We start from the raw sequence: 12,293 nt of genomic DNA, 5'->3' as shown, positions 1-12,293 counted from the left end.
ACCTAGTGTTACTTTCTACTGGTACCCAGCATCACTGAGTACTGACACCGAAGAAAGGAGGAGTTCATGGGCAAGCAGATGACCGAGATGCTCAAGGGCACTCTGGAGGGCATCGTTCTGGCTCTCCTTGCCGAGCAGCCGGCATACGGGTACGAGATCACCACACGAGTGCGCGACCACGGGTTCACCGACATCGCCGAGGGCACGATCTACGCCCTGCTCGTTCGCATCGAGCAGAAGAGCCTCGTCGACGTCGAGAAGGTGCCGAGCGAGAAGGGTCCGCCCCGCAAGGTGTACACCCTCAACGCGGCAGGCACTCACGAACTCGGGGAGTTCTGGAAGACCTGGGACTTCCTCAAGCACCACATCGAACAGCTGAACACGACGAACACCGACATCAAGGAGAACTGACCATGGCCGCCAAGTGGATCGAAGCGATCACCGGATCGCTCGAAGAGAAGAAGCAGTACAAGCAGGCCCAGGCCCGCATCAACGCGCTCCCGGAGCCCTACCGCGAGATGGCGAAGGCCCAGCAGCGCTACAACCTGTACTACGGAGGCGTCACGGATGGCGACGTCATCGTGAAGATGTTCCTCGACATCGCTGACCTGTGGGAGCGCGCCGCCATCGACGGCACTCCGGTCACATCGATCGTCGGCGACGACCCGGTCGAATTCGCCGAGAACTACGCCGCGGCGTACGGCGGACGGCAGTGGATCGACAAGGAGCGCGCGCGCCTCATCAAGGCGTTCGAAGACGCGAAGAAGAAGGAGGCATGACCATGACCGCCCCCGCGATCTCGGTGCAGGGCATCGAGAAGTCCTACAAGGACCTGCACGTGCTGCGCGGCGTCGACTTCGAGGTGGCGAAGGGAAGCATCTTCGCCCTCCTCGGGTCGAACGGCGCCGGCAAGACCACGGTCGTCCGAATCCTCTCCACACTGCTGAAAGCGGATGCCGGGACAGCCACCGTCCAGGGCGTCAACGTGGCGACCGACCCCCTCGGAGTGCGCGAGCGCATCAGCCTCACCGGGCAGTTCGCCGCCGTCGACGAGGTCCTCACCGGGCGTGAGAACCTCGTGCTGGTCGCCAAGCTCCGCCACCTGCCCGACGCCGGGAAGATCGCCGACGACCTGCTGGCGAAATTCCGACTGACTGATGCCGGCGCCCGCAAGGCCGGCACGTACTCCGGCGGGATGCGGCGTCGGCTCGACATCGCGATGAGCCTCGTCGGACACCCCGAGGTCATCTACCTGGACGAGCCGACCACCGGTCTCGATCCGGAGGCGCGCATCGAGGTGTGGGACGTCGTCAAGGAACTCGCGAACAGCGGCACCACCGTGCTGCTGACCACGCAGTACCTCGATGAGGCGGAGCAGCTGGCCGACCGCATCGCGATCCTGCACGAGGGTCGCATCATCGCGAACGGCACCCTCGCCGAGCTGAAGCGACTGCTTCCGGCCGCGAAGGTCGAGTACGTCGAGAAGCAGCCCACCCTCGAGGAGATCTTCCTCACCCTCATCGGCCCGGCGAAGGGCAGCAACACCTCCGGAAAGGAGAACGCAGCATGAGCACGCATTTCGTCGCCGACACGGCGACTCTCACGGGCCGCTCGATGCGGCACATCTTCCGCAGCGCGGACACCATCGTCACCACTGCGGTCACGCCGATCGCCCTGATGCTGCTGTTCGTCTACGTCTTCGGCGGTGCGCTGCAGCAGAGCACCGGCGTGGACAACTACGTGAACTACCTGCTCCCCGGCATCCTGCTGATCGCCGTCGCGTCGGGCATCGCCTACACGGCATTCCGACTCTTCAACGATCTGCAGAGCGGCATCTTCGAACGGTTCCACTCCATGCCGATCGCCCGATCGAGCGTGCTGTGGGCGCATGTGCTCACGTCGCTCGTCGCAAACGGCATCACCTTGGCGATCATCTTCGCCGTCGGATTCCTGATGGGCTTCCGCACCGGGGCGAGCCCCCTCGCCTGGCTCGGTGTGATCGGCATCCTGTTGCTGTTCACCCTCGCGCTCACCTGGCTGGCGATCATCGCCGGACTTAGCGCGAAGTCGATCGACGGCGCGACCGCGTTCTCGTACCCGCTGATCTTCCTCCCGTTCATCAGCTCGGCGTTCGTCCCGACCGAGACGATGCCCGGTCCGGTGCAGTGGTTCGCAGAACACCAGCCCGTCACCTCGATCGTCGACACGATCCAGGCGCTGTTCGCCGAACAGCCTGTCGGCGCCGAGATCTGGGTGGCTCTCACCTGGTGCGTCGGCATCCTCGTCGTCGCCTACGTGTTCGCGATCATCGCCTACCGGAAGAAGGTGAGCTGATCTCTCCCAGCGAGACGGGACGCTCCGTCCGGGTCACTCGACCCGGCCGGGGCGTTTCGCCGCGCTCGGACGCCGGTCCGTCGGGTCTTCGGATCTGGCCGGGTTGACGACGGACTCCGGTCGCACTTTCAGCCGTCTGGCCCGGTTGAGGACGGCAGAAACTGCGACCGGAACAAGAGGAGGTGACGATGCCACTGCAGAAACTGCGACCGAAACGACGGGACGGGGGGATGCTGCGACCGGAGCGAACGCGGGGGTGACCGGGGCAGCCCGGCGCCCCGACCGGTCAGCGCAGGCCGACGGGGCCCAGCACCACGCGTCGCCGACTGCGCACCCAGTGCCCCGCGCCCGCGCGTCGTTCGGCCCGGGTGGCGAAGCGGTAGCGGTAAGACACGACGCGCACCCACTGCGGCGACGCACCCTCGAACGGATCGTGGCGCAGCAGCGCGAGCGTCGGCTTGTCCGCCTCGAGCAGCCTGACGAGAAACGCTGAGAACCAGTCCTCGAGCGACCTGCCCAGCGGGAGGAACCACATCAGCCAATCGAGGCGCAGGTGGTACGGCGCGAACTGCCTCGGGATCCGCCGCACATCACCGGGCTTGCCCTTGAACTCATACTCCCGCCAGAGCATCCCTTCGTCGATCGACCCCTCGACCACGTACTCGATCCGCTCCTTGGTCACCGTCCCGAACGCGCCGTACGCGTTCGCGAGCTGCCAACGGTTGAAACTCGCGTTCATGAGCTGGCGCCGCGCGAACAGGTTCTGCAGGGCCGGCCAGCTCACGACGACATACAGCGCACCGACGAGAGACGTGAGCACGACCCAGTACAGCGGGATGCCGGAGAGGAGGTTGTCATCCGGCGGGACTCGCTCGATGGTCGGCGGCAACCCGACCGCCGAGAACGCGAGCACGATCGTCGCCCAGTTCAACCAGGCGAAGTTGCCCGTGACGACGAGCCACACCTGGGTCGCGATCACGATGGCGCCGGCGGTGGTCCCGACGATCTGCGGAACCGGGCCCGGCACCCAGACGGACAGCAGCGGTGCGAAGAGGAAGAACGGCACGACCAGTTGGGCGAAGTGGTTTCCCAGCACCTCGGCGCGATGGAACCAGCGAGGCAGCAGGTGCGCCTGGCGACTCAGCGGGCCCGGCATCGGCTGCGTCTCGTGGTGGTACGTCAGGGCGGTCAGGTCGCGCCACTCCCGACCTCCGCGGATCTTGATCATCCCGGCACCGAACTCCAGCCGGAAGACCAGCCACCAGAACAGCACGATGACGACGGTCGGCGGGGGCTGATCGTTCGAGCCGAGGAAGGCGGCGAGGAAGCCCGCCTCGAGCAGCAGCATCTCCCAGCCGAACGAGTAGAAAGTCTGGCCGATGCTGGCGATCGACATGTAGCCGAGCCACAACGCGAGGAAACAGAGCATCGCGAGCCAGGGTGGGCCGATCTGCGGAATGCCGGCGACGACGAGAGCGGCGACCGCCATGCCCGACCAGCAGAGTGCGGCCAACCGGCGGTCGGAGTAGCGGACGTGCAGGAACAGGGTCGGATGCAGCATCCGCCGTCTCGCCCTGTTCTCGCCGACCCACGCGAGGAGCGTCGGGGCGGGGAGCAGCCCGCGTTCTCCGAGGAGAGGGCGAAACTGATTCAGCGAGGAGAGGAAGGCGACGAAGTACAGCGCCGCGATGCCCCGCTGCAGGACCTCGCGGGCGAACCCGAAGTCGACCGCTGCGAACCCGTCCACGGCCACAGGCTACGCCGCGCCCGCATCTGCCCGCAGGGGGTTGCGTCGGCCCGGCGTTCCGGTCGCAGTTCGCGTCGCCACCTGTAACTCCGGTCGCAGTTTCTGCCGCTGGGACGGTGCCGAAGCGGCAGAAACCGCGACCGGAACGGATGCCGACGGTGCCGACGACTACTCCGGCACGGTCCAGTCGAGCTCGTCGCCGTGCGCGTCGAGCCAGGCGTCGATGGCCTCAGGCTCCTCACCCTCGCCGAACTCGTTGACGACGGTGTCCTCGAGAGCGGAATACTGCGCGTCGTCGATCTTGATCTTGCCGATCAGTTCGGCGGCATCGGGGAACTCCTCCGAGAACCCCTTGTGGGCGATGTAGTGCAGACCCTCCGCCTCGCCGTATCCGTCTTCGGTGTCCTTCAGCTCCTTGATGTCGTACGCGCCGTTGACCCAGTACGGACGCCACAGGGTGACGACGATCGGCTCCTTCTTGTCGATCGCATCGCCCAGCGCGGCGAGCATCGCGGGCGTCGACGACGTGACCAGGTCGTAGTCCTCATCCAGCCCATACGCGGGCATCAGGGTCTCCTCGGTGATGATCGCCGAACCCGACCCCGGCTCGATGCCGTAGATCTTCCCGTCGAACAGGTCGGCTTTCCCCTTGAGGTCCGCGATCGTGTCCACATCGACGTACGACGGCACGGCGAGCAGGCCGCTGGCGCCGGTGTAGTACGTTCCGAGGTCTTCGAGGTCGTCCTCGTACTTCTCCCAGTATCCGACCTGGGCCACGTCGATCCACGCCGAGGGGTAGATGTCGATATCACCCTCGGCGAGGGCCGTGTACAGCGGCCCCGCTTCGCTGAGGGTCTTCAACTCGACCGTGTACCCGAGCTTCTCGAGTTGGTCCTTGAGAAGGAAGCTGTTGCTGAGGGAGTCCGTCCAGGACGGCAGGTAGCCGAGCGTGATGGTCTCTCCGCTCTCCTCTCCGGCTTGGGAGGATCCGTCGCCCGCCGAGCATCCGGCGAATGCGAGGATGCCCGCGACGCCGAGTGCGCCGATGGCGAGGCTGCGAGTGCGTGTGCGAGTGGTCATGGGTGTCCTTGCTGTGTGACGTTGGTGCATGACGGCGTGGTGCGTGACGGCGTGGTGCGTGACGGCGTGGTGCGTGACGGCCCGCGGGCCGCGAAAGGGGCGCCGCAGCAGGTGCGACGCCCCTTCGATGGTGCGGAGAGCGATTACTCCGAGACGGTCCAGTCGAACTCGTCGCCGTGCTCGTCGAGCCATGCGTCGACGGCTTCCGCTTCCTTGCCCTCGCCGTACTCGTTGACCACGAGGTCTTCCAGCGAACCGTACTGCGCGTCGTCGAGCGTGATCTGCTCGATCAGCTCAGCCGCTTCGGGGAACTCGTCGGCGAAGCCCTTGTGTCCGAGGAAGTGCAGGCCTTCGGCCTCACCCATCGCACCCTTGGGGTCTTCGAGGTCCTTCATCCCGAACGAGTCGTTCGCCCAGAACGGACGCCACAGCGTCACGGCGATGTCTTCCTGCTTGTCGGTCGCAGCCTTCAGCTCGGTGAGCATCGCCGCGGTCGACGAGGTGACGAGCTCGTACTCGCCGTCGAGACCGTATTCGGGCAGCATCTTCTGCGTCTGCGAGGTGAGGCCCGCGCCCGGCTCGATGCCGATGATCTTGCCGTCGTAGTCGGCGGCCTTGCCCTTGAGGTCTTCGATCGAGTTCAGCTCGGAGTACTCAGGGACGGCGATCGTGAGCTTGGCGTTCTCGTAGTACTTGCCGAGATCTTCGATGTCGTCGCCGTACTGCTCCATGTAGTCGGCGTGGGTCAGCTCGGGCCATGCCGACGGGTACATGTCGACGTCGCCCCGTGCCAGACCGGTGTAGAGCGCGCCGGCCTCGGTGAGCGTCTTCATCTCGACGGTGTAGCCGAGCTTCTCGAGCTGGTCCTCCAGCAGGTACGCCGTGCTGAGGCCGTCGGTCCACGAGGGCAGGAAGCCCAGTGTGATGGTGCCCTTGTCGCCGGAGCCGGAGGCGTTGTCGCCGCCCGAGCCACCGGTGCCGCCGGATCCGTCGCCGCTGCAGCCGGCAAGGGTGAGGGATGCTGCGACGCCGAGCGCCGCGATGGAAAGGAGCTTCTTCTTCATGAGTGTCTCTCTCTCGGTTCCGTATGAATGTCGTTCGCTGTGTGTGCGTGTGATGCGGTGTTGCGGTGTTGCGGGTGTTACGTGTGGGACGCGCCGGCGTCAGGAGGTGAGGACAGGGGCGCGGTGCGGAGAGGCCTCGGCGCGCTCGGCCGCCTCGGCGGCCTCGGCAGCAGCGGCGGACGCGTCGACACGGCGTTGCGTGCGACGACGCGACACCATTCCCAGCAGCGACGAGCGGTTCTCACTCGGCGTGCCGAGGGCCGCGGTGACCCGGTCGAGGAACACGGCGATGAGCACGACGCCCAGTCCGGCCTCGACGCCCTTGGCGATGTTGATGGTGGCGATGGCCTCGACGACCATCTTGCCGAGCCCGTCGGCGCCGGCCATACCGGCAATTACGGCCATCGACAGCGCGAGGAGGATGACCTGGTTGATGCCCGCCATGATCGTCGGTGTCGCGAGGGGAAGCTGGATACCGCGCAGGATCTGCCCCGGCTTCGCGCCGAACGCGTGACCTGCTTCGACGGTCTCGGAGTCGACTCCGCGGATGCCGAGTTCGGTGAGGCGCACGCCCGGGGGCAGCGCGAAGATCACGGTCGCGACGAGACCGGGCACCACTCCGATGCCGAAGAACACGATCGCGGGGATCAGATAGACGAAGGCCGGCATCGTCTGCATGAAGTCGAGGACGGGTTTGATGATCGCCCGAACGGTCGCGTTGCGGGCCGACCAGATGCCCAGCGGCACCGCGATGAGCACCGCGATGACGCCGGCGACCAGCACCAGGGCGAGGGTCTGCATCGCGGGCACCCAGAGGTCCATGGCGACGATGAGGCCGAACGACACGACCGTGCCGATCGCGAGCTGCCACGACCGCACGAGCCAGGCGATGAGCGCGGCGATCACGATGATGACGGCGAAGTTCGGGCTCAGCAGAATCTGGGTGAGCCCCTCGACGAGGAAGCTGACGACGAACGAGACGAAATCGAGGAGCCCTTCGAGGTTGTCCTTGACCCAGTCGACTCCTGCTTCGGCCCACGTGCCGATCGGAATGCGGAAACCGTCCATCAGCGCACCTCCTCCTTGTGGGCGTCCAAGCCCGGGGCATCGCCCGCAGCACCCGGATCGGCCGTCCATCCGTCCTCGAGCACGGCATCGATCTCGGCCTGCGGCATCGGAATCAGCGGGAGGATGATCTCCTCCGTCGCCCCGGGCCCGGGACCCAGGGCCGCGAGAAGCGTGACGCGGGGGATGACGCCGACGAGGCGGCCATCGGCGTCCGTCACAGCGAGTGGCAGCGGCGACTCGACGGCGGGGACGAAGAGGTTCATCAGCACATCGTCTTCGCGGACGCTCTGCAGCACCGGCTTCAGCACGGATGAAAGGGTGGTGGCCCCCTGGCGCACGAGTTTGACCGCGTCCCGGTCGGTCACGACGCCGAGCAGCTGGCGATCACGGCCGACGACGTAGGTGGCCGACATGTAGGCGTCGCGCATCTGGCGCAGGGCCGTGCGCGGACCTGCGGTCTCGGCGACCACGGGGCGGGGCCGCTCCATCACGTTCGCGGCGGTGAGCACGCGGGCGCGGTCGACGTCCTGCACGAACTGCTCGACGTAGTCGTTCGCCGGGTCCATGAGGATCTCCTCCGGCGTGCCGATCTGCACGATGCGACCGTCGCGCATCACGGCGATGCGGTCACCGAGGAACATGGCTTCGTTGAGGTCGTGCGTGATGAAGACGATCGTCTTCTGCAGCTTCTGCTGCAGTTCCAGCAGCTGCTCCTGCATCTCCCGTCGGATGAGAGGGTCGAGCGCGCTGAACGCCTCGTCCATCAGCAGGATGTCGCTGTCGGCGGCGAGCGCACGCGCGATGCCGACGCGCTGCTGCATGCCTCCGGAGAGTTCGGACGGCATCTTCTCGCCCTGGCCTTCGAGGCCGACCACGGCGAGGATCTCCTCGGCCTTCGCAAGGCGTTCGGCCTTGCCGACGCCCTTGAGCTCGAGGGAGTAGGCGACGTTCGCAGCGACCGTGCGGTGCGGCAGCAGGGCGAAGTGCTGGAACACCATGGAGATGCGGTCGCGACGGATCTCGCGCAGTCGTGCACTGGGGATGCCGGTGATCGGGTCGCCGTTCACGGTGACCGTGCCGTCGGTGACATCGTGCAGACCGTTGAGCATGCGGATGATGGTGGATTTACCGGACCCGGACAGGCCCATGATGACGAAGATCTCGCCGCGATTGACGGCGAAACTGGCGTCGATGACGGCCGCGGTTCCCGCATCGGTGACAGCGGTACGGCTCTCTCCGGCCTTCAGGCGACGGACGGCCTGGCTCGGATTCTTCCCGAACACTTTGTACAGATTGCGCGCTTCGAGTGCGATTTCGGACACGTTTCCCCCGCGGCTCGCCTTCGGGTGACTGAGCCTGCTTCGGTTACGCCCGGGTGATCCTCACGAGGCCGTTCGACATGACTGCTGTGGCGGCGCGGGCGGCGGATTTCGGATCCGCCGCAGAGAGCATCGACCGTACGCCCACGCCTCTTCGCAGCACAGCTCATCGAAAGAAGGACGTGGTCGCGGACTGGTCTTCGGGCCGTCAGGCCCACAGACCAACGTAACGAAATGGCCGATCAGGGACAAATCCAGCCCCGGGTGACCATCCGCGTTTCGCTGCCTGACCGGGGATTGAGCCGATTCATAGAATTTGCGGTTCTCGGATTTTCCCCAGGTTCGCCGACCTCGATCAGCGACGGATGCTGCGCGTCACGGTGAACTTGGCGGTGCGGTGGAGCTGCTCGGTCGAACCCACCAGACGGTTCAGTTCCGATCGGTAGCCGAGAGACGAGTTGTACACGGTCCACAGCTCTCCGCCCGGGCGCAGCAGGCGCGCAGCCGCTTCGAAAAGGCGCGTCGCCGCGCCGGTGTGAACGCTGCTGCCGAGATGGAACGGCGGGTTGAGGAGCACGACGTCGGCCGCGGCATCCGGGAGCTCCGACCCCGCGTCGTCATGCGTGACGAGGACATGGTCGGCGACACCGTTCGCCGCCATCGTCGCGCGAGCGGATGCCGCGGCCGCCGCCGAGCGGTCGGTCGCGGTCACGCGCGCTTGGGGATGCGCGAGCGCGTAGGCCGCGGCGAGCGCACCTGTTCCGCAGCCGAGGTCGACGACGCGGCCCGCGTCGGTTCCGCGGGCTGCGCGAGCGGAGCCTCCGGCAAGGCCGAGCGACTCGAGCAGCACACGCGTGCCGATGTCGAGGCGCGCCCCGGCGAACGCGCCGCCGTGCGCGACCAGGGTCAACCCGTCGTGCTGCGCTGACACGGGGAACGGCCTCTGCTCGGGAACCGTTCGCGGCCCAGAGGCGACGAGCAGCCGTGACTTCCTTTCGGCGCGCTCCGCCTGGACGTGTTCGAAGCTCTGCCCGAGAACGTCGTTCTGCCCGAGCGTCATGTGTTTGACGCGCCCGCCGGCCACGAACACGACGTCGGGCGCGGCCCATCGGGCGACGGCATCGGCGATCTCCTCGAGTTCGGCCAGCGACTTCGGCAGCTGCAGCAGCACGAGCCGCGCACCCGCGAGCAGGTCGGTATCGAGTTCGTGCGCACGGAACCCCGCGAGGCCGAGCTCGTCGGCGTTGCGCCGCAGTGCTCGCCGCCCGGTGACGAGGTCTTGATGCACACGGATGCCGTGGCGGCCGGCATCCGTCAGTGCCAGGGTGATCGCCCCGTACTCATCGCCGATCACCGCGATCTCGTCGCCCGGCACATCGAGCGTGGTCGCGCGATCGACGAGGAGCACGTCGGTGGCGTCGTGCGCCTGCAGATTGTCCGCTTCGACGTCGGGCCAGCGTCGCAGGCGGCTGTAGGGGAACTCCGGCACTCGCCCACTGTACGCGTCGGCCCTCGCTGGTTCACCCGGGGGCCGCCCGTTGAGGAACACCTTGACACTCGCCGGGTTCCATGGTTACTTAGTGATGTAAGTAACCGACAAACCACTTCGGAGGACACGTGATCGAAGAAGGCAAGCCGCTTTTCCTCCAGATCGCCGAGCAGATCGAGGACTCGATCATCGACGGTTCGCTCGGGGAGGATGCGCAGGCGCCTTCGACGAACGAACTCGCCTCGTTCTACCGGATCAACCCCGCCACCGCAGCGAAGGGAGTCGCCATGCTCACCGAGAAAGGTGTGCTCATCAAACGTCGAGGCATCGGCATGTTCGTCGCTTCGGGAGCCAAGGACGCGCTCCTCGGCGAGCGTCGCGCGGTGTTCGCCGACCGATACATCGACCCACTCCTCGCCGAGGCACGCACGCTGGGCCTCGACGCCGACGACCTCGCGGCACTGCTCAAGCAGCGTGCCGCCCAGAACACCACCGCAGAAGGGAAGACCCTCGCATGACCGCCGTGATCGAAGTGCAGAATCTCACCAAGCGCTACAAGGAAAAGCGCGCTCTCGACAATGTGTCACTCACCATCGAGGGCGGCGCGATCTACGGTCTGCTCGGCCGAAACGGTGCGGGCAAGACCACGCTGATGTCGATCCTCACCGCCCAGAACTTCGAATCCTCCGGCTCGGTGAAGGTCTTCGGCGAGAATCCGTACGAGAACGCCCACGTGCTCGGGCGGATCTGCTTCGTCCGCGAGAGCCAGAAGTATCCGGATGACGCCTACCCCAAGCACGCGTTCAAGGCGGCGAGCATGTTCTTCCGGAACTGGGACCAGGTGTTCGCCGAGGAGCTGATCGAACAGTTCCAGCTGCCGATGAAACAGACGATCAAGAAGCTCTCTCGCGGTCAGCTGTCCGCGGTCGGCGTCATCATCGGGCTCGCCTCCCGAGCCGACATCACCTTCTTCGACGAGCCCTACCTCGGACTCGACGCGGTCGCGCGGCAGATCTTCTACGACCGGCTCGTCGAGGACTACGCCGAGCACCCGCGAACGATCATCCTGTCGTCGCACCTCATCGACGAGGTCTCCAACCTGATCGAGAAGGTCATCGTGATCGACAACGGTCAGATCCTGCTCGATGAAGACACGGATACGGTGCGCGACCGCGCGGTGACCGTGGTGGGCGACGCCGCCAAGGTCGAGGCCTGGGCAGCAGGCCGGGAAGTGCTGCACCGCGAGGCGCTCGGGCGGGTCGCGTCGGTCACCGTACTCGGGCGTCTGACCGCCGACGAAAGGGCGGAGGTCACGGCATCCGGTCTCGATCTCGCGCCGGTGTCACTGCAGCAACTGGTCGTCCGACTCACGCAGAAGGCGGACGCCCACACCCACACGAACGACTCCGTCACGAAAGAGGAGGTCCGCTGATGCGACGCACTATGAACGTCATCCGCCTGCAGTTGATCAACAAGGGAACCTTCGTCTGGTATCCGCTGATCATCCTCGCTTCGGCCGTCGTGATCTCGGTCATCATCTACGCGATGATCCCGTTCGACGAGCCCAAGTACGGGGGCGGAGGCCAGGCACCGCTGTGGTACTTCTTCGCGGTCGGCATGTCGGCGATGACCCTCACCTTCCCGTTCTCGCAGGCCATGAGCATCACCCGGCGGGAGTTCTTCCTCGGAACCATGCTCACCGCCGTCCTCGCGAGCGCTCTCATGGGGGTGCTGTTCCTGATCGGCGGCGGGATCGAGGTCGCGACGAACGGCTACGGAGTCAACGGCTACGTGTTCTACCTACCCTGGCTGTGGGATGCCGGGCCCGGCGGCGCGTTCGTCGTGTACTTCACCCTCGCGCTGTTCTTCTTCGTCGTCGGATTCACGGGTGCGACGATCTACAAGAGCTGGGGGCAGCTGGTGCTGATCATCGTGAGCGTCGGACTGTCGCTGCTGCTGGTCGGGCTGCTGTTCGTGGCGACGCGCCTCGACCTCTGGAACGAGGTGGGAGCAGCGATCATGGAGCTCGGCGCTCTCGGCATCGCACTCTGGGCGCTTCTGGTCACCGCGGTGTTCACGGTCGTGTCGTTCCTGGCGTTCCGCCGCACGATTCCCTGATCCGCCCTCGCATCAATCGGCGCCGGCCGTCCTGCACAGGGCGGCCGGCGCCGTCGCGTGGGCGGCACCCCGTT

General features: G+C 66.3%; 13 protein-coding genes. 7 read left to right on the top strand and 6 right to left on the bottom strand.

Features of this window, described 5'->3' with window-relative positions:
- The first annotated feature begins 66 nt into the window (after positions 1–66).
- Genes D7252_RS05800 through D7252_RS05785 form a run of 4 tightly spaced genes read left to right on the top strand, consistent with a single transcriptional unit; the run spans position 67 to position 2,334 of the window.
- The gene (locus tag D7252_RS05800) at positions 67–411 is read left to right on the top strand and encodes a PadR family transcriptional regulator (protein WP_120774517.1); all 345 of its coding nucleotides are present in this window, start codon (positions 67–69) and stop codon (positions 409–411) included.
- Positions 412–413: 2 nt separating this feature from the next.
- Positions 414–779 carry a DUF1048 domain-containing protein gene (locus D7252_RS05795; protein WP_120774516.1) on the top strand — a complete coding sequence of 122 codons (366 nt, stop codon included), beginning with the start codon at positions 414–416 and terminating at the stop codon, positions 777–779.
- 2 nt (positions 780–781) lie between these two features.
- On the top strand, positions 782–1,570 hold the full coding sequence (locus tag D7252_RS05790) for an ABC transporter ATP-binding protein (RefSeq protein ID WP_120774515.1): 789 nt from the start codon (positions 782–784) through the stop codon (positions 1,568–1,570).
- Positions 1,567–2,334: an ABC transporter permease gene (locus tag D7252_RS05785; RefSeq protein ID WP_120774514.1), complete on the top strand. Its 768-nt coding sequence runs from the start codon at positions 1,567–1,569 to the stop codon at positions 2,332–2,334. The genes D7252_RS05790 and D7252_RS05785 overlap by 4 nt, the downstream gene beginning before the upstream one ends.
- 286 nt (positions 2,335–2,620) lie before the next feature.
- Here the strand turns inward: D7252_RS05785 and D7252_RS05780 are convergent, their stop codons facing one another.
- The 6 genes from D7252_RS05780 to D7252_RS05755 all read right to left on the bottom strand — a co-directional run bounded on the left by D7252_RS05780 (position 2,621) and on the right by D7252_RS05755 (position 10,101).
- Positions 2,621–4,081 (bottom strand): lipase maturation factor family protein, encoded by a 1,461-nt coding sequence (locus D7252_RS05780; RefSeq protein WP_120776827.1) that lies wholly within the window; start codon positions 4,079–4,081, stop codon positions 2,621–2,623.
- Positions 4,082–4,249: 168 nt separating this feature from the next.
- On the bottom strand, positions 4,250–5,161 hold the full coding sequence (locus D7252_RS05775; RefSeq protein ID WP_120774513.1) for a glycine betaine ABC transporter substrate-binding protein: 912 nt from the start codon (positions 5,159–5,161) through the stop codon (positions 4,250–4,252).
- Positions 5,162–5,304: 143 nt separating this feature from the next.
- Positions 5,305–6,225, bottom strand: coding sequence for a glycine betaine ABC transporter substrate-binding protein (locus D7252_RS05770; protein WP_120774512.1), 921 nt, complete (start codon positions 6,223–6,225; stop codon positions 5,305–5,307).
- A gap of 99 nt (positions 6,226–6,324) precedes the next feature.
- Entirely contained in the window at positions 6,325–7,293 is a 969-nt protein-coding gene (locus D7252_RS05765) for a proline/glycine betaine ABC transporter permease (RefSeq protein WP_120774511.1), read from the bottom strand.
- A complete protein-coding gene (locus D7252_RS05760) occupies positions 7,293–8,615 on the bottom strand; it encodes a glycine betaine/L-proline ABC transporter ATP-binding protein (RefSeq protein WP_120774510.1) in 1,323 nt (440 codons plus the stop codon). Before D7252_RS05760 ends, D7252_RS05765 begins: the two co-directional genes overlap by 1 nt.
- A gap of 352 nt (positions 8,616–8,967) precedes the next feature.
- On the bottom strand, positions 8,968–10,101 hold the full coding sequence (locus D7252_RS05755; protein WP_120774509.1) for a class I SAM-dependent methyltransferase: 1,134 nt from the start codon (positions 10,099–10,101) through the stop codon (positions 8,968–8,970).
- A gap of 128 nt (positions 10,102–10,229) precedes the next feature.
- Here D7252_RS05755 and D7252_RS05750 point away from each other — a divergent pair, with 128 nt between their 5' ends.
- Genes D7252_RS05750 through D7252_RS05740 form a run of 3 tightly spaced genes read left to right on the top strand, consistent with a single transcriptional unit; the run spans position 10,230 to position 12,219 of the window.
- On the top strand, positions 10,230–10,619 hold the full coding sequence (locus D7252_RS05750) for a GntR family transcriptional regulator (RefSeq protein WP_120774508.1): 390 nt from the start codon (positions 10,230–10,232) through the stop codon (positions 10,617–10,619).
- Positions 10,616–11,533 (top strand): ABC transporter ATP-binding protein, encoded by a 918-nt coding sequence (locus D7252_RS05745; protein WP_120774507.1) that lies wholly within the window; start codon positions 10,616–10,618, stop codon positions 11,531–11,533. Before D7252_RS05750 ends, D7252_RS05745 begins: the two co-directional genes overlap by 4 nt.
- Complete coding sequence (locus D7252_RS05740; protein WP_120774506.1) at positions 11,533–12,219, top strand: hypothetical protein; 687 nt, start codon at positions 11,533–11,535, stop codon at positions 12,217–12,219. The genes D7252_RS05745 and D7252_RS05740 overlap by 1 nt, the downstream gene beginning before the upstream one ends.
- Positions 12,220–12,293: the final 74 nt, after the last annotated feature.

Source organism: Microbacterium sp. CGR2, assembly GCF_003626735.1.
Lineage (GTDB): Bacteria > Actinomycetota > Actinomycetes > Actinomycetales > Microbacteriaceae > Microbacterium.
This window is presented reverse-complemented; position numbering and strand designations above follow the sequence as displayed.

Bases quoted from the DNA above. Each gene is read 5' to 3' on its own strand.
- D7252_RS05800 (WP_120774517.1), top strand. From the start codon at position 67: ATGGGCAAGCAGATGACCGAGATGCTCAAGGGCACTCTGGAGGGCATC.
- D7252_RS05795 (WP_120774516.1), top strand. From the start codon at position 414: ATGGCCGCCAAGTGGATCGAAGCGATCACCGGATCGCTCGAAGAGAAG.
- D7252_RS05790 (WP_120774515.1), top strand. From the start codon at position 782: ATGACCGCCCCCGCGATCTCGGTGCAGGGCATCGAGAAGTCCTACAAG.
- D7252_RS05785 (WP_120774514.1), top strand. From the start codon at position 1,567: ATGAGCACGCATTTCGTCGCCGACACGGCGACTCTCACGGGCCGCTCG.
- D7252_RS05775 (WP_120774513.1), bottom strand. From the start codon at position 5,161: ATGACCACTCGCACACGCACTCGCAGCCTCGCCATCGGCGCACTCGGC.
- D7252_RS05770 (WP_120774512.1), bottom strand. From the start codon at position 6,225: ATGAAGAAGAAGCTCCTTTCCATCGCGGCGCTCGGCGTCGCAGCATCC.
- D7252_RS05765 (WP_120774511.1), bottom strand. From the start codon at position 7,293: ATGGACGGTTTCCGCATTCCGATCGGCACGTGGGCCGAAGCAGGAGTC.
- D7252_RS05745 (WP_120774507.1), top strand. From the start codon at position 10,616: ATGACCGCCGTGATCGAAGTGCAGAATCTCACCAAGCGCTACAAGGAA.
- D7252_RS05740 (WP_120774506.1), top strand. From the start codon at position 11,533: ATGCGACGCACTATGAACGTCATCCGCCTGCAGTTGATCAACAAGGGA.